The 17424-nt window shown below is 58.5% G+C and carries 14 protein-coding genes; 6 read left to right on the forward strand and 8 right to left on the reverse strand.

Annotation, left to right across the window (positions count from 1 at the left end; translation table 11 throughout):
* Nucleotides 1-18: 18 nt before the first annotated feature.
* From CD175_RS04505 to CD175_RS04520, 4 genes are all read right to left on the reverse strand, one after another.
* Entirely contained in the window at nt 19-810 is a 792-nt protein-coding gene (locus tag CD175_RS04505) for an enoyl-CoA hydratase/isomerase family protein (protein WP_104447830.1), read from the reverse strand.
* A 98-nt stretch (nt 811-908) separates the two neighbouring features.
* Nucleotides 909-1295 carry a tautomerase family protein gene (locus CD175_RS04510; protein ID WP_104447831.1) on the reverse strand — a complete coding sequence of 129 codons (387 nt, stop codon included), beginning with the start codon at nt 1293-1295 and terminating at the stop codon, nt 909-911.
* Nucleotides 1296-1342: 47 nt separating this feature from the next.
* Nucleotides 1343-2800 (reverse strand): coniferyl aldehyde dehydrogenase, encoded by a 1458-nt coding sequence (locus CD175_RS04515; protein ID WP_104447832.1) that lies wholly within the window; start codon nt 2798-2800, stop codon nt 1343-1345.
* 108 nt (nt 2801-2908) lie between these two features.
* Nucleotides 2909-5284, reverse strand: a complete 2376-nt coding sequence (locus CD175_RS04520) for a crotonase/enoyl-CoA hydratase family protein (RefSeq protein ID WP_104447833.1) — start codon at nt 5282-5284, stop codon at nt 2909-2911.
* 140 nt (nt 5285-5424) lie between these two features.
* Here CD175_RS04520 and CD175_RS04525 point away from each other — a divergent pair, with 140 nt between their 5' ends.
* The gene (locus tag CD175_RS04525) at nt 5425-6390 is read left to right on the forward strand and encodes a LysR substrate-binding domain-containing protein (protein ID WP_104447834.1); all 966 of its coding nucleotides are present in this window, start codon (nt 5425-5427) and stop codon (nt 6388-6390) included.
* Nucleotides 6391-6394: 4 nt separating this feature from the next.
* On the opposite strand, the gene CD175_RS04530 is transcribed toward CD175_RS04525, so the two are convergent.
* Nucleotides 6395-7399 carry an AraC family transcriptional regulator gene (locus CD175_RS04530; RefSeq protein WP_104448076.1) on the reverse strand — a complete coding sequence of 335 codons (1005 nt, stop codon included), beginning with the start codon at nt 7397-7399 and terminating at the stop codon, nt 6395-6397.
* A 132-nt stretch (nt 7400-7531) separates the two neighbouring features.
* On the opposite strand from CD175_RS04530, the gene CD175_RS04535 reads away from it, so the two are divergent.
* The gene (locus CD175_RS04535) at nt 7532-9118 is read left to right on the forward strand and encodes a GMC family oxidoreductase (RefSeq protein ID WP_104447835.1); all 1587 of its coding nucleotides are present in this window, start codon (nt 7532-7534) and stop codon (nt 9116-9118) included.
* A 148-nt stretch (nt 9119-9266) separates the two neighbouring features.
* The gene (locus tag CD175_RS04540) at nt 9267-9926 is read left to right on the forward strand and encodes a MarC family protein (protein ID WP_104447836.1); all 660 of its coding nucleotides are present in this window, start codon (nt 9267-9269) and stop codon (nt 9924-9926) included.
* 204 nt (nt 9927-10130) lie between these two features.
* On the opposite strand, the gene CD175_RS04545 is transcribed toward CD175_RS04540, so the two are convergent.
* The 3 genes from CD175_RS04545 to CD175_RS04555 form a co-directional block, all read right to left on the reverse strand.
* Entirely contained in the window at nt 10131-11843 is a 1713-nt protein-coding gene (locus CD175_RS04545) for an arylsulfatase (protein ID WP_167399496.1), read from the reverse strand.
* 282 nt (nt 11844-12125) lie between these two features.
* A complete protein-coding gene (locus CD175_RS04550) occupies nt 12126-12572 on the reverse strand; it encodes a hypothetical protein (protein ID WP_104447837.1) in 447 nt (148 codons plus the stop codon).
* Nucleotides 12573-12736: 164 nt separating this feature from the next.
* Entirely contained in the window at nt 12737-13696 is a 960-nt protein-coding gene (locus tag CD175_RS04555; RefSeq protein ID WP_104447838.1) for a LysR family transcriptional regulator, read from the reverse strand.
* Nucleotides 13697-13849: 153 nt separating this feature from the next.
* Between CD175_RS04555 and CD175_RS04560 the strand changes: the two genes are divergently transcribed.
* From CD175_RS04560 to CD175_RS04570, 3 genes are all read left to right on the forward strand, one after another.
* Nucleotides 13850-15886 (forward strand): alkyl/aryl-sulfatase, encoded by a 2037-nt coding sequence (locus CD175_RS04560; RefSeq protein ID WP_104447839.1) that lies wholly within the window; start codon nt 13850-13852, stop codon nt 15884-15886.
* A gap of 353 nt (nt 15887-16239) precedes the next feature.
* On the forward strand, nt 16240-16917 hold the full coding sequence (locus CD175_RS04565; RefSeq protein ID WP_104447840.1) for a DUF3313 domain-containing protein: 678 nt from the start codon (nt 16240-16242) through the stop codon (nt 16915-16917).
* Nucleotides 16918-16982: 65 nt separating this feature from the next.
* Nucleotides 16983-17411 carry a hypothetical protein gene (locus CD175_RS04570; RefSeq protein ID WP_104447841.1) on the forward strand — a complete coding sequence of 143 codons (429 nt, stop codon included), beginning with the start codon at nt 16983-16985 and terminating at the stop codon, nt 17409-17411.
* Nucleotides 17412-17424 lie beyond the last annotated feature (13 nt).

A 17424-nucleotide genomic window follows, 5' to 3' on the forward strand; every position in this document is an offset into this window, starting at 1 on the left:
GTGGCCCCCCCCATAAGGTCAATTCCCCGTAAATACCGGCTTGCGCTTCTCGAAAAAGGCGCGTGCACCTTCAGCCTGATCCTTGCTCGCCGCGCAGTGCAGGAAAGCCTTGCGCTCTTCACGCAGTCCTTCGTCCAGCGTCCTCTCGTCGGCGCCTACGATACAGCGCAGTACACCGTCCACGGCGAGTGGCGCCTTCTCAGCCAGTTCCTGCGCCAGCGCCATCGCTGCTGCCTTGAGTTCGGCGACTGGATGAACGGAACGCACCAGCCCCATGCGCAAGGCCTCGTGACCGTCAATCCTGCGGGCACGCAACACCATATCGAGCGCGTTGTCACGACCGATGCAGCGAGTCAGACGCACCGAACCACCCCATGCCGGCACGGTTCCCAGATCCATCTCGGGCAGACCTATCTGAGTGCCAGTATCGGCGGCGAGACGGAAATGGCAGGCCAGGGGCAATTCGAGCCCGCCGCCCAGGCAGTAGCCGAACATAGTGGCAACCGACGGCTTGCCCATGGACTCGATGCGCGCCAGAACGCGTAGGCGCTGGTCGAGCACGGTGTCCCAACCACCGCGGGCTGGAACCTCGCGCATCGCCTCCTTGAGGTCCATGCCAACGGAGAAATTGGCCTCGCCTTCACCCGTGAAAAGCAGGGCACGTACACTTGAATCGGTGGCGGCCTCTTCAACCGCCGCTTCCAGAGCGTCGATGAAAGCGAAGCTCATTCGGTTGATCGGTGCGTCATTGATGCTGATGGACATAACGGCGCCGTGGCGCGTGATCAACAGGGGGTTTTCGTTGGACATGATGGGTGATTCCTTTTTTTTGTAAGGGGTGCCTACGACGGTCGCAAAGTTGTCGGCCGTCAAAAAATGCGCAAATGTTTTCGTCGCAGCGAAGCGTGTCAGGCCACTTCAGGGGGCTGTTCCGGTTCCGGGAAAATATGACCGCCTTCCATGGCCCATGAAGCGGGAATGTCGACCACTGCCACCACCACTGCATTCGCATCGGCCCCGGTGACGGCCATGTAAACGTCGGTGATTGCGCGCAGGATGGCGTGGCGCGTCGCCTGTGATCGTCCTGCACGTATCTGGCCACGAATTATCGCGGGGGTCGCGACTTGGCCGGCGGTGAATGCGCTTCCCGCTTCAAGCTCCTTGAACAGCACGTGCACATAGCTGGCCGGCGCGCCCGTCTCCTGGGTGTGAATGGATGTGATGGACTCGGCCAGCGATTGGCGTTGACGCTCACTGAGCGTTCCCTTGACGGTCTGGCATTCATAGAGGGGCATGGAAAACTCCTTTGAAGACGTTTTGGAACAGTCAGGTACACAGGGCTTCAGCCCTTCAACTTGATGATCAGTTCGATCAGCTTGTTGGGCTTGAGCGGTCCTTTGTCGTAGGGCGGCAGCATCATCCTGGTGGCGGCGAAGAAGCCCTGACGATAGACGGGGCGCATTTTGGAAAAGGTCTGAAAGCCTTCGTAACCGTGGTAATGGCCCATGCCGCTGGCGCCGACGCCGCCGAAGGGCATGTCGTGCTGAGCCACGTGCAGCAGCGCGGTGTTGATGCATACGCCGCCCGACATGATGTGGGTCACGTAGTAGTCCTGCAGGGCGCGGTCCCTGGTGAAGGGATACAGCGCCAGTGGTCTGTCGTGCTTGTTGATATAACCGGCCACTTCTTCGCGGCTGGTGTAGGTCTTGACCGGCAGCAGCGGGCCGAAGATCTCGCGCTGCATGATGACCATGTCGTCGCTGACGTCGAATACCAGGGTCAGCGGGAATTTGCGCAGGGTCTTGTCCGGCGTCTGGCCGGGGAAAAGATTGACCACGCGCGCGCCCTTGGCCACAGCGTCATCCAGCGTGGCCTGCATGCGGTCATAGGCGCGCTGGTCGATCATGGACGTGTAATCGGCATGATTGATGTCGGGGTATCGCTCGGCTATTACCCGCTGGGCTTCGCGTTCGAAGTCCGCCTCGGAGCCGGCGGGAATGAAGACATAGTCGACGTTGGTGCAGATCTGGCCTGCATTGAAGGCCTTGCTCCACATGATGCGATCGACGGCCAGGGTCATCGGGAAATCCGGCGCGACCACGGCGGGTGATTTTCCGCCCAATTCCAGTGTCACCGGGGTCAGGTTGCGCGCAGCATTCGCCATCACGGCGCGGCCGGTCTGACCCGAACCCGTGAAGAACAGATGGTCGAAGCGGATCGAGGAAAAAGCCGGGCCCACCGAGCCATTGGCGCTGCTGTCTTCGAAGAACTGAAGCTGTTGCGGCGGGAAGTATTTCGGTGAGATGGACATCAGAAGACGCGTCAGATTGTTCGAGTTTTCCGACATCTTGACCATCGCCCGGTTGCCGGCGGCGAAGATGGCGGTGAGTGGCCCGAACGACAGCATCAGCGGAAAGTTCCAGGGTACGATCACGCCGACCACGCCCAGCGGCTGGGGAATGACACGGTTGCTGGAGGTGGGGTAGACCATCAGATCGATGTGGCGCTTCTGCGGCTTCATCCATTTCTTCAGGTGCTTGATGGTGGATTTGATATCTCCCAGCACCACGAAAAACTCGGCGAACAGCGTCTCGAAGGTGGAACGGTTGCCGTAGTCCTGGTTAATCGCTTCAATCAGTGCTTGGCGGTTGTCCTTCAGCATCCGCGCCAACTTTTTAAGGTCTTCCACGCGCTGGGCATAGCTGCGCTCGGGCGTGGCGAGGTAGGCGGCGCGTTGGTGCTCGAAGCAGGATTGCATGGCGGGGGGAACGATGGGCTGGGCAATATTCAGGGCACTCATGCCGAGGTCCTTGTGTAGTGATTGAAAAGCGGCAAATGGGGTTGGCTACGCTTGTCGCGCAGCCGCCCCCCTTCTATTGCAAAGGATTCAATGCATCCGGTGTGGCGCTCACGCGTCCTTGAAGTTCGGCGCTCGTTTTTCCAGGAAGGCTGCAGCGCCTTCCTTGAAGTCTTCTGCGCCGGTCAACCGGGCGACTTCTCTTAGCAGCGTTGCGAGCGCCGCCTCGGGGCCTTTTTCGCGGGCCAGGCGCACCGACGCAAGCGCTGCTTTAACCCCGGACGGTGAGTTCTGCGCAATCAGCCGTGCGAATTCGAAAGCGCGCGTCATCAGCTGGCTCTGCGGGACGACTTCTTGCACCAGCCCCATCCGGCAAGCGGACTGAGCATCGAACTCTTCCGCCGTCAGGATGTAGCGAAGCGCGTTACCGAGACCGATTTTTGCCGGCAAGAACACGGTGGCACCCCCGAACGGGAACAACCCGACTGCCACCTCGCGTTGAATGAACGTGACATCTTGCGCGGCGATAACAATGTCCGCCGCTGCCGCCAGCTCCACCCCCAGGTTCATGCACTTGCCATGAACGGCGAGAACCACCGGTTTGCTCCGGCGGCGAACGGCCGGGTCGATTTCGAGCATATCCACCAACGATGGATCGCCGATACGCAACTCTCCCCGCGCGGCGAGAGGCGCAGAACTGACGATGTCCATGCCCGAAGTGAAGACCAGGCCATTGGCATGCAACACCGCACAACGCAGGCCTGGATCGTCTTCGTAGATCGCCATGGCCTTGGCCAGGCCGATGAACATGTCGCGGTCGAAGGCGTTCATCTTGCGCGGACGGTCCAGGCAGATCGACAGCACATTACCGTGGCGGGTGATGACGACCCGATCCTCAAGGCGGTCGCCGGACACGGCATGGGTTTCGCGTTTTTCGCGCTCGCGCAGCACCAGGATCCGCCGCAGGATTTTCCCTGCAGGTGTTTTTGGAATGGAGTCGATGAACTCGATGTCGCGCAGTTTCTTGTAGGGGGTTACACGCTGTGCGACGAAGTCGATCAGTTCGGCTTCTGTCACAGGTGAGCGCAGCACAACGAAGGCTTTGGGAACTTCACCGGATTCGGTGTCAGGGCTGGGCACGACGCCGGCATCCGCCACCGCCGGGTGCATCAACAACACACTTTCAAGTTCGACCGGGCTGATCTGGAAGCCTTTGAACTTGATGAACTCTTTGGCACGGTCGATGATTCGCAGATTGCCGTGCTCATCGATCCGGCCTACATCCCCGGTTCGCAGCCAGCCCTGCGCATCGATCGTTTCGGCGGTTGCCGCCGGATTGTTGAAGTAGCCGAGCATCACGTTGGGACCGCGTATCAGCAGCTCGCCATCCGCACCTGGCGCCACGTCCTGGTTGCCGCCGATTTCCACGACCCGCACCTCAATGCCATGCATCACCCGGCCGACCGAACCTTCGGCCTCTTTCGGCATGCCTGGCTCGGAAACAGCGCCGGTGGTGGTGGATTCGGTAAGGCCCCAGCCGTTGAGCACCGGCACTTTCAGCCGATCGGCAGCGCTTTTCAGCAGGTCGGCACTGATGGGTGAAGCACCGGAGATAGCCAAGCGCAGGCTCGACAGGTCGAAGTGATCGACCAAAGGATGCTTGGCAAACTGCAACACCACGGGAGCAACGACCGGAGCGACAGTGATTTTGTAGTCTTGAATCACGCGCAAAGTCACTTCCAGGTCGAGCGCGGGCAGCACGATCAAGCGCGCGCCCTGAGAAAGAGCCGAGCCTATGAAGCTGGTTTGTCCATAGATATGGAAAAACGGCAGCGCCGCCAGGATGGTGTCGGACCTGCGGAAAACCTGGGCGGCGGTCACCTGTTCGGTCGCCGCGACGTAGTTGCGATTGCTGAGCATCACCGCCTTGGGGAAGCCGCTGGTGCCACTGGAGAACATCAGGGCCAACAGGTCTTTTTGCAGATCACGGCAGCGCTCTTCGGCCAGAGGCTTGCCCACCAGCAACGAGGCAAACGGCGTGAGGCCCTCAGACACACCCAGCACGAAAATGTCTTTCAACGGCAACGTGATCAAGGTGTCGCGCAGCCTTTCGAAGACTTGCGGGGTGACGATCAAACGCGTGGCCCCCACCAGCTTGAGGAGTTCTCGCACGTCCTCCGGCGAGGACATGGGATTGAGTGTGGAGTACACGCCGCCGGCGAAGGCTATACCGTACAGAGCCACCGGGAACCAAATGCTGTTCGGCGCGATGATGGCGGTGACCTCCCCAGGCTCCAGACCGCGCTCTATCAGGTTGGCGGCAAGCACACGCACATGCCGGGACAGTTCGGCATAGGTCAGTTGTTCACCGCTCAGCCCGTCGATCAGCGCCGGGTTGTCTGCGTAGTGTTGGATTCGCTCCAGAAATAGCCCCGCGAAGGAACCGACGGGTACTTCCAAAGGCCTTTGCGACAGAAATGAATTCATGTATTTACCCCGCTCGTGGTATTGGTCATCGCGTGTTCCGAGGCACGTTGGTGCGCCTTACGGGTCATCGATCTCGTGAACAACAGTACGAGCGGGGTCGTGAGCTCGACAAACGACATTGGTTTTACTTGGATGACAAAATGTCACGTGAAAAGAAGATCCTCATCCCTGCGGAAAGCGTGCGACAACTACCCGCGCTCAATGCCTTTGAAGCCGCTGCGCGGCTGGGCTCCTTTCAAGAGGCCGCGACGTTCCTGCACCTGACGCCTTCGGCAATCAGTCACCAGGTTCGAAGGTTGGAAGGCGTATTGGGTGTGGCGCTTTTTGTTCGACGCAATCGTCAAATCGAATTGACCGAAAGCGGTCGCAAGCTGCAGCTTCACGTCAGCCGGGGGTTGGCCGAAATCTCTATCGGGCTTCAGGCGGTCAAACAAGCCAGTGACACCAGCCCTTTACGCATCAGTGTGGCGCCCAGTTTCGCGGCTACCTACCTGAGTGCGGGCATGGCGCAGTTCGAACGTGAGAACCCGGATATCACCGTGCATATGGAGTTTTCATCCAGAGTGGCCGATCTGGAAGCCCGCGAGCTGGACATTGCCATTCGCCACACCACGCAAACCCGATTCAACGTATTTTCGGAAAAACTGGCGGATGTTTCCGGTGCGCCTGTCTGTGCACCGCAAATACGGGCAAGACTCGTTGCCGGGGAGCGTATCGAGAGTATCCCTCGCATTGCGCTAGCCCAGGCGCCTGGGGTCTGGACGCTTTGGAATCAAGCCGCCGGACGCATGGATATCCCGCCACAGCGTGAGCTGCTTTTTGAAAATCTGAGTGATGGCCTGCAGGCGGCCATTGACGGTCACGGATTGATGATGGCTCCGCTGGGGCTTATCGAAAAGCACCTGAAGAATGGCCAATTGGTCCTGCCTTTCAAGGAGAGGCTGGAGCGAGTGTCTGCCTACCGCCTGCTGTGTCTCAATGGCAATGAGATGTCTCCCAAAGTCTTGCGGCTGCGGCGCTGGTTAAAGGCTGTGATTCGCAAAAGCGGCCATTTCGGCGACGGTCTCGATGTCGCCAGCCATCAGGTCCCGCGCGAAGATCGATAACCTTTCATTCGAACAACTGACGGCGCCTGGCTCCCGGCGACATGGAAAACCAGCGCTGGCAAGCGCGATTGAACACGCTCTGTTCGCTATAGCCGAGCAGACCGGCAACCTGGGACATCGGCATGTGCCGCTCCGCCAGATAGTGGTCGGCACGGTCACGCCGCAGGCTCTCGACGATTTCATCGAAGCTTCGCCCCTGCTCGGCCAGCCTTCGCTGCAACATACGCACGTGCATGCCCAGTTGCTCGGCAATCAATGGCAAACGGCAACGCTGTATCGGCATCATGCGCAAGACCAGGCGCTCGACCTGACTGACGACATCCGACGTCGCTTGCAAGTCGAACTGCTGGAAATACTGTTCCAGTGCGCGATGCAGGTAGGGCGCTTGCTGTTCGATCCGCTGATTGAGTTGTTCGTCACGAAGTACCAGGGCGTTGCAGGATTGACCGGTGCAAACCACGGTTTTGAAATAGCGCCGGTACCGTGCTTGAGCCACTGAGTGATTGGCGGAAAACAGAACGGCCTGGGCAACGAAGTTGTCGCCATACAGCAACTTCATACCGTTATGCGCCACCCCCATTGCCAGCTCCACCATTTGCCGTCGCGGGGTCGGTCCGGTCAGGCGGATGTCGATCAACAGGCGCGGCGCGTGGTTCTCGCTCAGGTCCAGATCAAGCTGGATGCCCGGGCTGTGGTAGCCGATAAAACGGATGATCTGCTCCAACGCCTCCCCTGCCGTTGCGCACGTCCGAGCGATGACCGCAATCGGCCCCAAGACGTGCAAGTCCTGGTACTCGGCCATGCGCAGGCCAAAATCAGGGCAATCCAGCTCTCGTGCGGCAAACTCCAGCAGCCCGACCAGCGAACGCAACGGTACCCGTGCCTCCTCGTCCATCAGCACGTCCGGATGGATGCGGAAGCGCTCGAGCATGAGGTCAGCTTGCCCGCCAAGCTGGCTTGCCACCTCACGGAATCCGGTCAACGAGCTTGATCTGATCAATGTAGTCATGTCGTCAAAGATCAAATAATTGGCATGAGAGGTCAATAATTTTCTACCGCCTTCAGCCAACAATCGGTCCCAGGTACCTTTGTTGCTTCCTGGTGAAGCAGCCCCTGTTCGCTCGCTCGGGATCATTGTGTGATGGAATTCGACTACGTAATCATTGGTGCCGGTTCAGCCGGCTGTGTCCTGGCCAACCGCTTGAGTGCAAATCCCGAAATCACGGTATGTTTGCTGGAGGCCGGTCCGGAAGACCGCTCGCCTTTGATCCATGCCCCGGTGGGCGTCGCGGCGATCCTGCCGAGCCGACACGTCAATTGGGCATTTCACACAGTACCGCAACCCGGCTTGAACGGACGTCGCGGCTACCAGCCACGCGGCAAGGTCCTGGGCGGAAGCAGTTCGATCAACGGCATGGTGTATATCCGTGGCCACCACAGTGACTTCGACGATTGGCAGGCGCTGGGCAATCCCGGCTGGTCGTTCGCCGATGTACTGCCGTACTTTCGCAAGAGTGAAATGAGCCACCGCGGCGCATGCGACTACCACGGGGCGCAGGGTGAACTCTATGTCGGCAAGAACCCGATGCATCCCGTCACGCAAGCGTTCATCGAGGCGGGTCAGATGGCCGGACACCGCCACAATCCCGACTTCAATGGCGTCGACCAGGAAGGCGTTGGCCAGTTCGATGTGACGATCCGCAACGGTCGGCGCTGGAGCACGGCCACCGCGTTCCTCAAACCGGTTCGACACCTGCGCAAGAACCTCACGGTGCTGACTTCGGCCGCGGCCGAACGCATTGTGCTCGAAGGCAAAAAAGCCGTCGGTGTCGAGCTGCGCCTCAAGGGCAATCGCCAGACCATAAAAGCACGCCGGGAAGTCCTGCTGAGTGCCGGTTGTTTCGGCAGCCCACAATTGCTGATGCTCTCGGGGATTGGCCCGCAAGAGGAACTCAAACCCCAAGGCATCACGGTGCAGCACGAACTGCCCGGTGTCGGGCAAAACCTGCAGGACCATCCGGATGTCGTGCTCAGCTACAGGAGCCAGGATACGTCATTGATGGGTGTCTCACTGCGCGGCAGTGTGAAGATGGGCAGGGCATTGATCGACTATGCCCGTCATCGGCGCGGCCCTTTTGTGAGCAACTTCGCCGAAGGTGGCGGCTTCCTGAAAACCGATGCCACACTTGCACGCCCGGATATCCAGCTGCATTCGGTGATCGCGATGATCGACGACCACAACCGCAAGCTGCACTGGGGTCACGGCTTCAGTTGCCACGTCTGCGTGTTACGGCCCAAGAGCATCGGCAGCGTCGGCTTGCAATCAAACGACCCGAGCGCCCCACCGCGCATCGACCCGAACATTCTCGGGCATGACGACGATGTCGAGACCCTGCTCACGGGCTACCGCATGACCCGGAATATCATTCAACAAGCGCCGATGGCGCGTTATGGCTTGAAGGATATGTTCAGCGCGGGCTTGTACGGCGATGAACAGTTGATCGAACTGTTGCGCCAGCGTACCGACACCATTTATCACCCGGTCGGTACCTGCAAGATGGGCAACGACGAGCATGCGGTGGTGGACAGCCAATTGCGCGTGCATGGCATCGAGGGGCTGCGGGTGGTGGATGCCTCGATCATGCCGACGCTGGTGGGCGGCAACACCAACGCCGCTTCAATCATGATCGCCGAACGCGCGGCGCACTGGGTGTCCACGAGTGGGTGATCCTGCTGTCGAATAGACCTTCGGCGTTACTGCTGGAGGTCAGCGGTTTCGGTACAAAACGTTCCGAACAGTGCGGCAGTGCTTTGAGGTGATTTGTTCCTGATCAGCTAAGGTAACTGGGTCAACCACCCGTTTGGGCAGATCATCCATGAACGCCTACTTCACCCTGTTCTTCGGCATGTTCACTACCCTGCTGGCAATCATCAATCCTCTGGAAGCCATCCCGGTGTTCCTGGGTCTGTTGCAAGACAAGGATGCCGCCGAACAGCGTCAGGTGGCGCGCAAGGCCTGCCTTTATGCGCTGCTGTTGATGTTTTTCTTTTTGATTTTCGGCAACCTGCTGCTGCGTTTGTTTGAAGTTCCGCTGAGTATGATTCGGGTGGTCGGCGGGGTGATCCTGATGCGGATCGGGTTCGAGCTTTTTGCGCCCTCGCCCGACAGCAGCCTGATTCCAAGCGGTGGCAAAGGCGACGAGGACGTATCTTTCATCCCCATGGCCATGCCGATCATGTTCGGCCCCGGCGCCATTGCCACGGTGATTGGCCTGACAAGTACCATCAAGGACTCCGACCGCGCCATACTGTCCTTCGCCGTCGTGGCGCTGGCGATCTGCGCCACCATGCTGGTCACTTACCTCTCTTTGGCCTACGCCAACAACATCCTCAAGAAGATTGGCCCGCAAGGCATCGATGCCGCGACCCGCATCGTCGGTTTCTTCGTTTCGGCGATGGGCGTGGGGCTGATCTTTCACGGGACGGTGGAGTTTCTCCAGTCGTATGGGGTGTTACTCAACGGTGTAGCGAAGTAAGACTGAAAGCTCTCCCGCAAAAAAACGGGCGCCTGTCTGGGTAATGTCAGTCAGTTAAGGAGATAAACCTGTAGGAGCCGGCTTGCTGGCGATTGCGCAGGTACAGTCGACACAATTGTCGTCTGATCAAGCGCTATCGCCAGCAAGCCGGCTCCTACAGTGATTGCCGTTTTCTCACGCTTAACTGATCGGCCTTACGCCTGTTTAATCGTGTCCGTTATGACCACTCTGCCGCATGGCTTTGAGAATGCCGTCCAGGTTGTAGGTTTCCGGCGCCTGCATGGGAGGGAAGTCCTTGTACGACATCAACTCCTTCTCCCAGAGCAACTGTCCGATCGGCAGCATGTTCCAGTTGTAGATATAGGCGTTACCCGGTGAGCCCAAGGCACCGCCATAGCCGGTGATGGACTTGGCGTCAGCACCGACGGTTGTTTCAAAAGGGTCGCGCTTGAGGTTGAGCAGTTGGGTCCAGTGGAAAGTGGTCGCGCCATACAACCCGCCCGTGGCGGTATCCGGCACCATGGTGTAGTACATCTTCCAGTTCTTGTAGCGCACTGCCGAAGGTTGCGAGCCGGTGTAGTAGAAGAAGGTGTCGCGCGCCGACTTGTCGGACTTGCCGGTCAGGTAGTCCGTCTGATCCACGCCATCGAGCTTGGTCTTGACGATGCCGGGGTAATTGCCCGCCATGATCTGCTCGTTCAGCTCAGTGCCCTTCTTGCCGCCAGCGATACTGACCAGTGTCGGCACCCAGTCGAGTGAGGCAAAGATGTCGGTCAGGACCGTGCCTGGCTTGATCACCCCAGGCCAGCGGATGACCAGCGGAGCGCGCATGCCACCTTCCCAGGTGGTCAGCTTGCCGCCCTTGAACGGGGTCGTACCGCCGTCGGGGAAGGTAATGGTTTCCGCGCCGTTGTCGGTGGTGAAGACGACAATGGTGTTGTCCAGTTGGCCCATGTCCTCGAGTTTCTTCAGGACATAACCAATGTTGTCATCCAGTTGTTTCATGCCCGCTTCGTTGGTGCCCCAGTCTTTTCCGCCGGGCTCACCGACCATGGCGTCATACTTGGGTGGCAGTACCGTGGTGATGTGCATGCGTGCCGGGTTGTACCAGACGAAGAAGGGTTTACTGGTCTTCTTCGGATCGTTGCGGTCGAGGAAGTCGATGACCTTGGCGGAGATTTCTTCATCCACGGACTTCGAGCGTTCCAGCGTCAGCGGCCCTTCGTCCTTGCATGTGGTGTTCTTCTGCGTACCGTCGCTGGAGACGCAGGACATGACCGGACGAGGTGGCGTCAGGCAGGTACCTTCCCGCGGATCGATGGCGCCAGGCACGTCCGGCAGCCCGTTGATCGGTGTGGCCTTGCAGGGTGGGGCGATGCCCTGCACCTGCGGCGTCTTGTTGATGTCGACAAAGCTCACGCCCTGCATCGCGTCGAGGTGATAGAGGTAACCCCAGAACTCCTGGAAGCCGTGGGAAGTCGGCAGTGCCTCAAAATTGTCACCCAGGTGGTTCTTGCCAAATTCGCCCGTGTTATAGCCCAGATCTAGCAGGAACTTGGACAGTGCGGGGGTGCCTGGGCGCAGCCATGACGGGCTGCCGGGCAATTGCGGCGGGATCATGCCGGTTCGCAGCGGGTGCATCCCGGTAAAGAAAGCGTTGCGCCCCGCCGTACAACTCTGCTCGGCGTAGTAGGTCATGAATTTCGCGCCTTCCTGGGCGATGCGATCGATATTCGGCGTTTCACCCACTGCAAGGCCCTGGTGATAGATGCTCGGCTGCATCCAGCCGATGTCATCGGCCATGATGAACATGATGTTGGGTTTCTTGTCGGCCGCTTGAGTCACTGTCGACAGGCTGGCTGCACCGGCAAGACTGCTTAACGCCAATCCCGTCAGTACAAGTTTTCTCAGTTTCATGAACTTGATCCTCTTCCAGTTGATTCACATAACTACCCATCTCGGATACGTCGTGCTCTCATCTCTCAAGGCTCAAAAACTTCAACTGCCCCATCCTTAATACTGACGGTCATCCGTCACGGGTGCGGCTTCCTTAAATATGTTGAGCTTTGACCGCAATGGCGTTTGGCTCCAGTCCTATGCATACCCAGTGTTCAGCCCTACCATTAACCGGATGGTGAGTATAGACGCGCCTTTACAAGGAGTCGGCCGCAAAGCCGCCCCTCCATGGATCACATCATTTCAGCGCTTTGCCTGCGCGACATCGCCGCAGAAAATATCGACGCTGCCATCTTCGGGTGATGTACGCACGACGATGGAATATTTTCCGGAAAGCAACTCTGACGTGGCGATAGGCGCATTACGGTAAAAACTCCAACCATTGGACCCGGCTTCATTTTTTGTATTGACCTTATCGTTCATTGCATAGGCGACAGGTCCGGGTTGCTGACAGCTGCCTTTGTTGATGAAGGTGTAAATGCGCGGCGGCAGGAGGGTTCCGGTCGGAACGCCAGTGATATAGAAATCAAAATTGGTTTGGTTGCCTTCGGCTGTCAGTGTGGCGTTGCCCGTCTGGCCCGCATTGCGGTGGGTGGCAGCCAGAGGCAGATTCATTGAATGGTTTGAAGCCGTGCTGCAACCGAAAAGACCTGCCATGAGTAGCGCGAGTGGAACGATGCGGGTATTCATAACAACCTCCAAAAGTGGAAGAAGTGCATGGGGGAACATTGGGTATAGCTCATTAATAAATGGGCTGTACCTCAATAAATCCGCATTGGACAACTTCGCACCTGTCACCCGGCGATCAGGCAAAAAATAGAAGAAACGCTGACAGTGTCATCTGTCCCTGGCTTTCACGCCTCCATGATCTTGACCAACAGACTTTCGCGCTGGCAAACGTCGGCCTCCACTGCCCTCACTTCTTTCATGAACACCTCTACCGCGGGTGGCAGCGAACGTTCCTTGAGATAAATGAAGCCGTACCGGGTACGCAGTGCGAGGTCCTGAACAGGTAACGGCACGATTTCACCCGCCGACAATTCGCGCTCGAACGTCGACAGATTCCCCAGCGCCAGGGAGTTGCTGTTCTCGACGAACTTCACGATTTGCATGGGGACATCAATTTCGATGGCCGGTACGAAGTCTCCGGTCAGCGCATCATAGGCACCGGCGCAGCCCAGCGTTGCCGGAAGCAAATGGGTCGCCAATCGCAAGGGAATGCGCGAGGCCACCCAGGGGTAATCGAGTGTTTGTGCCAGCGTCAGGGAACGGTTTTGCGCAAGCAGCGGATGGTCCGGGCGGCAGAACAGGCGGCCTTCATGCTCCCCCAACAGCTCGCAGGTGAGTTCTTCCCGGCCTTGCAACGTGCTGATTTCAGCGATGCCCAGATCCACCACGCCGGTTGTGACCTGGTGAGCCACCTCCCGCCACCCGGCCACATGGGCCGTCACCCTGATTTGCGGATGTCGGGCATGCATCCGCGCGATGCCGGCGTAGCCGCTGATGATGCTGGGGTAAGGACCGAAAGCGACTTTCAGTGCGCCGATATCCCCACCCGCCAGTAAGGCGATGTCACGCCGCAGGTCCTGCTCCGCCACCAACAGGCGCCGACTCTTCTCCTGAAGCAAATGACCAAATGCAGTCAATACAACTCCATCGGTGCGTCGATCGAACAACGTGACCCCGAGTTCGCGCTCCAGCAACTGGATGCTTTTACTCAGCGCCGGCTGAGAAACACCCAATGCCTTCGCTGCCCGGCCAAAATGTGCGTGCTCGATCAATGCCAAAAACTGACGTAGACGGTTCGGCGTCATCTCATAACCTTTATGTTATCGAAAGCCTTTAAAACAGAATTTTTCGGAATTAAATCAATATGCTATTCATGGTTCGACGGGTCAAGCCGAGAACGCAGAACACTTGCGTTGCCTTGACGCCCCTGGACATTTCATCTGGCGCAGGAACCTTTCATGTACAACAAGACCCTCCATCTGGCACTGGCGATCGCACTGGGCGGTGGCATCAGCCCTTGCGTTTTCGCTGCCGATGCAAACGGCGCAGCTTCCGATCCGGCTCCATCGCAAAACGTGCACTTCGACAGCAAGGGCAAGGCGCCTTCGTCCTACACGGTCGACATGCAGAACACTGTGCGCAAGACACTCCCCTTTGCAGACAAGCGCGACCTTGAAGAAGCGAAAAAAGGCTTCATCGCCGCACCGCCCTACAAGAAGATCATGGCCGACGCCGGGAACGTCGCGTGGAACATGGGGAGCTACAACTTCCTGAATGAAGGCAAGGATTACGACAGCATCAATCCGTCGCTGCAGCGTCAGGCGGTGCTCAATACGGCCTATGGCCTCTATGAAGTCGTTCCGGAAAGGATTTACCAGGTGCGCGGGTTTGACCTGGCCAATATCACGTTCATCAAGGGCGACACCGGCTGGATTGTCTTCGACACGCTGCTGTCGAAGGAGACCGCCAGGGCCGCCCTGGACTTCATCAACGAAAAACTGGGCAAGCGCCCGGTCGTGGCGGTGGTGATCTCCCACTCCCATGCCGATCACTTTGGCGGAATCCGCGGCGTGGTCGACGAGGCCGATGTGCGCAGCGGCAAGATCCCGCTGATTGCGCCGCAAGGCTTCATGGAGCATGCCGTGGCTGAAAACGTCTATGCCGGCAACGCCATGAACCGGCGCGCGTTCTTGCAATATGGCTTGCTGTTGCCGCACAGCCCGTACGGTCATGTCGACATGGCCATTGGTAAAAATGCTTCGATTGGCAACATGGGGCTGATCGAGCCTAACCGTTACATTGCCAAAGATTTCGAAACACTGACCATCGACGGTATCGAAATGGAGTTCCAGAGCACGCCGGGCACTGAAGCGCCTGCGGAGATGAATACCTGGTTCCCACAGTTCAAGGCGTTCTGGGCCGCCGAAAACATCACCGGCACCATCCATAACATCTATACCTTGCGCGGCGCCCTCGTCCGCGACCCACTGGTCTGGTCGAAGAACATCAACAATGCCCTGTATCGCTACGGTCAAACGGCAGACGTCATGTTCGCCTCCCACAGCTGGCCACGCTGGGGCAACGAGCGGATTCAGGATGTGATGCGCGCGCAACGCGATGCCTATGCCAACCTGAACAACGCCGTGCTGCATGCCGCCAACCAGGGCGTCACCATCAACGAGATTCAAAACGTCTACAAGTTGCCCGAAAGCCTGAAAAACAACTGGGCCACCCATAGCTACCACGGCTCTGAAGAACACAACAGTCGTGCCGTGATCAACCGTTACCTGGGTTACTGGGATGCCAATCCGGCGACGCTGATGCCGCTGTCGCCAAAGGACTCGGCCCCGCTCTACGTCGAAATGATGGGAGGCGCCGACAAGATCATGGCCAAGGGGCAATCCTTGTTCGACCAGGGCAAGTACCGCGAAGCCTATGAAATCCTCAACAAGCTGGTGTATGCCGAACCGCAGAACAGCAAGGCCAAGGACTTGCTCGCGGATGTCTATGAGCAAGTCGGTTATCAGAAGGAAAGTGCCGGCGTGCGCAACAGTTTCCTCTCGGCCGCCTATGAACTGCGCCATGGCATGCCCAAGGGGCTGCCGCCAAAAACCGGCGGCCCCGACATGATTCGCGGCATGAGCACCGAGTTATGGCTCGAATACCTGGGCATCGCCCTTGATGGCAGTAAAGTCGCCGATCAACACTTCATCTTCAATCTCAAGACGCCCGATAACGGCGAGCAGTTCGTGGTGGAGTTAAGCAACTCGACATTGACCAATATCAAGGGGCAACAAGCCAGCAATGCCGACCTCACCATCACCCTTGACCGTGCTGATCTGGAAGGCGTGATGGCCCGCAAGACCGGATTCGATCAACTCGTCGCAGCCGGCAAGGCCACCGTCGAAGGCAACCGCAAACCGTTCGAAATGTTAATGGCGGCGATCACCCCGTTTACCCCGACCTTTGAACTACTGCCAGGCACCCAGCAGTAATCAACAAGGGCTGCGCTTCATCCTGCGCCGGGGTGAAGCGCTTTGGCGCTCTACTTCGCGACCCTGAATAAACAATAACGAGCAAGGATGGTGCTATTCATAAGTTGTTCCTTCCAATATCGAGAATATGAACTACCACTTATGTGTGACCCCGCCAGGCCGGTTAAACGTAATTCAGGTTTTTCGACGTTCGTTAATTCACCTTTATTCGAAAATGCACACTTGCCGGGATTTGATCCATGCAAATCAGAATAGGTGCACTGCCTGCCTTTACGGTCGGAATTCGGCGATATCGCAGTGCGGGGAGTTTCTTGCCACACCAAAGCGACTTCAGCCAAGGAGCACACTGCATCATGAATCTGTCCCGAAACTTGCTCATCGGTGCCGCCGTGGCCGGGCTTTTGCTCGGCGGTTGCACCTCCAAAGTCACTGAACAGGCGCAGTACTCCGGCTACCTGTCCAACTACGACAATCTGCAGGAAGTCACCACGCCCAGCGGCGGCACGGCGATGCGCTGGGTGAGCCCGTCGTGGAACCCCAATGCCTATGACACGGTAGCGTTCGAGCGACTGGAACTGTATCCGGCGCCCAAGCCCAATGAGCGGGTCAACCAGCAGACACTCGATGACATCCGGGACTACATGTCCAACAGGGTCAAGGCGACGCTGGGGCAGAAATACCGGATGGTCCACCACACGAGTGCCGCGCCAAAAGGTTCGAAAACCTTGATCCTGCGCGCCGCGATTACCGGTGTGAGCGCCTCCAACGAAGGCATGAAATGGTATGAAGTGGTGCCCATCGCGGCCGTCGTCGGGGCGACACAGGCGGCCACCGGTCACCGCGATCAGGACACCGAGCTGTATATCGAGGCCGAGCTCATCGACGCGAAAGACAACCAGACCGTGGCCAGGGTCGTGCGCAAGGTGTTCGGCAAGCAGCTGTCCAACGAAACCCAGAAAATCACCGCCCAGGACTTCAAGGCGGCGATTGACAAGTTGAACGTCGATCTCTGGGCATTCATCCGCAGTTGAACCCCTGATTCAACCGCCAATCGACGTTGGCGGTTGAATCGCTTCCCAGTAGAGGAATAGCTGACATGGCTTCCCATGCATTGCTTCGACTCACAAATCTGCACAGACCTTTAATCGTCGCAGCGCTCATCGCCAGCGCGCTTGCGTTGAGCGCTTGCGCAACGGTGGATGCCCAGACGACCGCCTACGTCGGGGTCGAGCACCCTGCCCCGACCCTGCCCAGCGAAGTCCAGATACTACGCACGGAACCGACGCGACCCAGTGTGCGTTTGGGCGAAATCCTGATCGACGCCAGTGTCGACCCGGCACCTCCCATCACCCAGGTCGAACAGAAGCTGCGCGAAGAAGGCGCCAAACTGGGTGCAGACGCGGTGGTGGTGGTTTACGACCAAATCCAACCCGTCGCCGCTTACGTGACCGGTCCTTTGTGGAACCGCGACATCGATACGATCCAGGGCCGCAAGCTCAAAGGCATTGCCATCAAATACCAATGACGAGGTGCACAGC

This window comes from Pseudomonas laurylsulfatiphila, assembly GCF_002934665.1.
Lineage (GTDB): Bacteria > Pseudomonadota > Gammaproteobacteria > Pseudomonadales > Pseudomonadaceae > Aquipseudomonas > Aquipseudomonas laurylsulfatiphila.

Excerpts from the sequence above, each read along its gene's own strand:
- CD175_RS04505 (WP_104447830.1), bottom strand. The coding sequence starts at position 810 with ATGTCCAACGAAAACCCCCTGTTGATCACGCGCCACGGCGCCGTTATG.
- CD175_RS04510 (WP_104447831.1), bottom strand. The coding sequence starts at position 1,295 with ATGCCCCTCTATGAATGCCAGACCGTCAAGGGAACGCTCAGTGAGCGT.
- CD175_RS04515 (WP_104447832.1), bottom strand. The coding sequence starts at position 2,800 with ATGAGTGCCCTGAATATTGCCCAGCCCATCGTTCCCCCCGCCATGCAA.
- CD175_RS04520 (WP_104447833.1), bottom strand. The coding sequence starts at position 5,284 with ATGAATTCATTTCTGTCGCAAAGGCCTTTGGAAGTACCCGTCGGTTCC.
- CD175_RS04525 (WP_104447834.1), top strand. The coding sequence starts at position 5,425 with ATGTCACGTGAAAAGAAGATCCTCATCCCTGCGGAAAGCGTGCGACAA.
- CD175_RS04530 (WP_104448076.1), bottom strand. The coding sequence starts at position 7,399 with ATGACTACATTGATCAGATCAAGCTCGTTGACCGGATTCCGTGAGGTG.
- CD175_RS04535 (WP_104447835.1), top strand. The coding sequence starts at position 7,532 with ATGGAATTCGACTACGTAATCATTGGTGCCGGTTCAGCCGGCTGTGTC.
- CD175_RS04540 (WP_104447836.1), top strand. The coding sequence starts at position 9,267 with ATGAACGCCTACTTCACCCTGTTCTTCGGCATGTTCACTACCCTGCTG.
- CD175_RS04545 (WP_167399496.1), bottom strand. The coding sequence starts at position 11,843 with ATGAAACTGAGAAAACTTGTACTGACGGGATTGGCGTTAAGCAGTCTT.
- CD175_RS04550 (WP_104447837.1), bottom strand. The coding sequence starts at position 12,572 with ATGAATACCCGCATCGTTCCACTCGCGCTACTCATGGCAGGTCTTTTC.
- CD175_RS04555 (WP_104447838.1), bottom strand. The coding sequence starts at position 13,696 with ATGACGCCGAACCGTCTACGTCAGTTTTTGGCATTGATCGAGCACGCA.
- CD175_RS04560 (WP_104447839.1), top strand. The coding sequence starts at position 13,850 with ATGTACAACAAGACCCTCCATCTGGCACTGGCGATCGCACTGGGCGGT.
- CD175_RS04565 (WP_104447840.1), top strand. The coding sequence starts at position 16,240 with ATGAATCTGTCCCGAAACTTGCTCATCGGTGCCGCCGTGGCCGGGCTT.
- CD175_RS04570 (WP_104447841.1), top strand. The coding sequence starts at position 16,983 with ATGGCTTCCCATGCATTGCTTCGACTCACAAATCTGCACAGACCTTTA.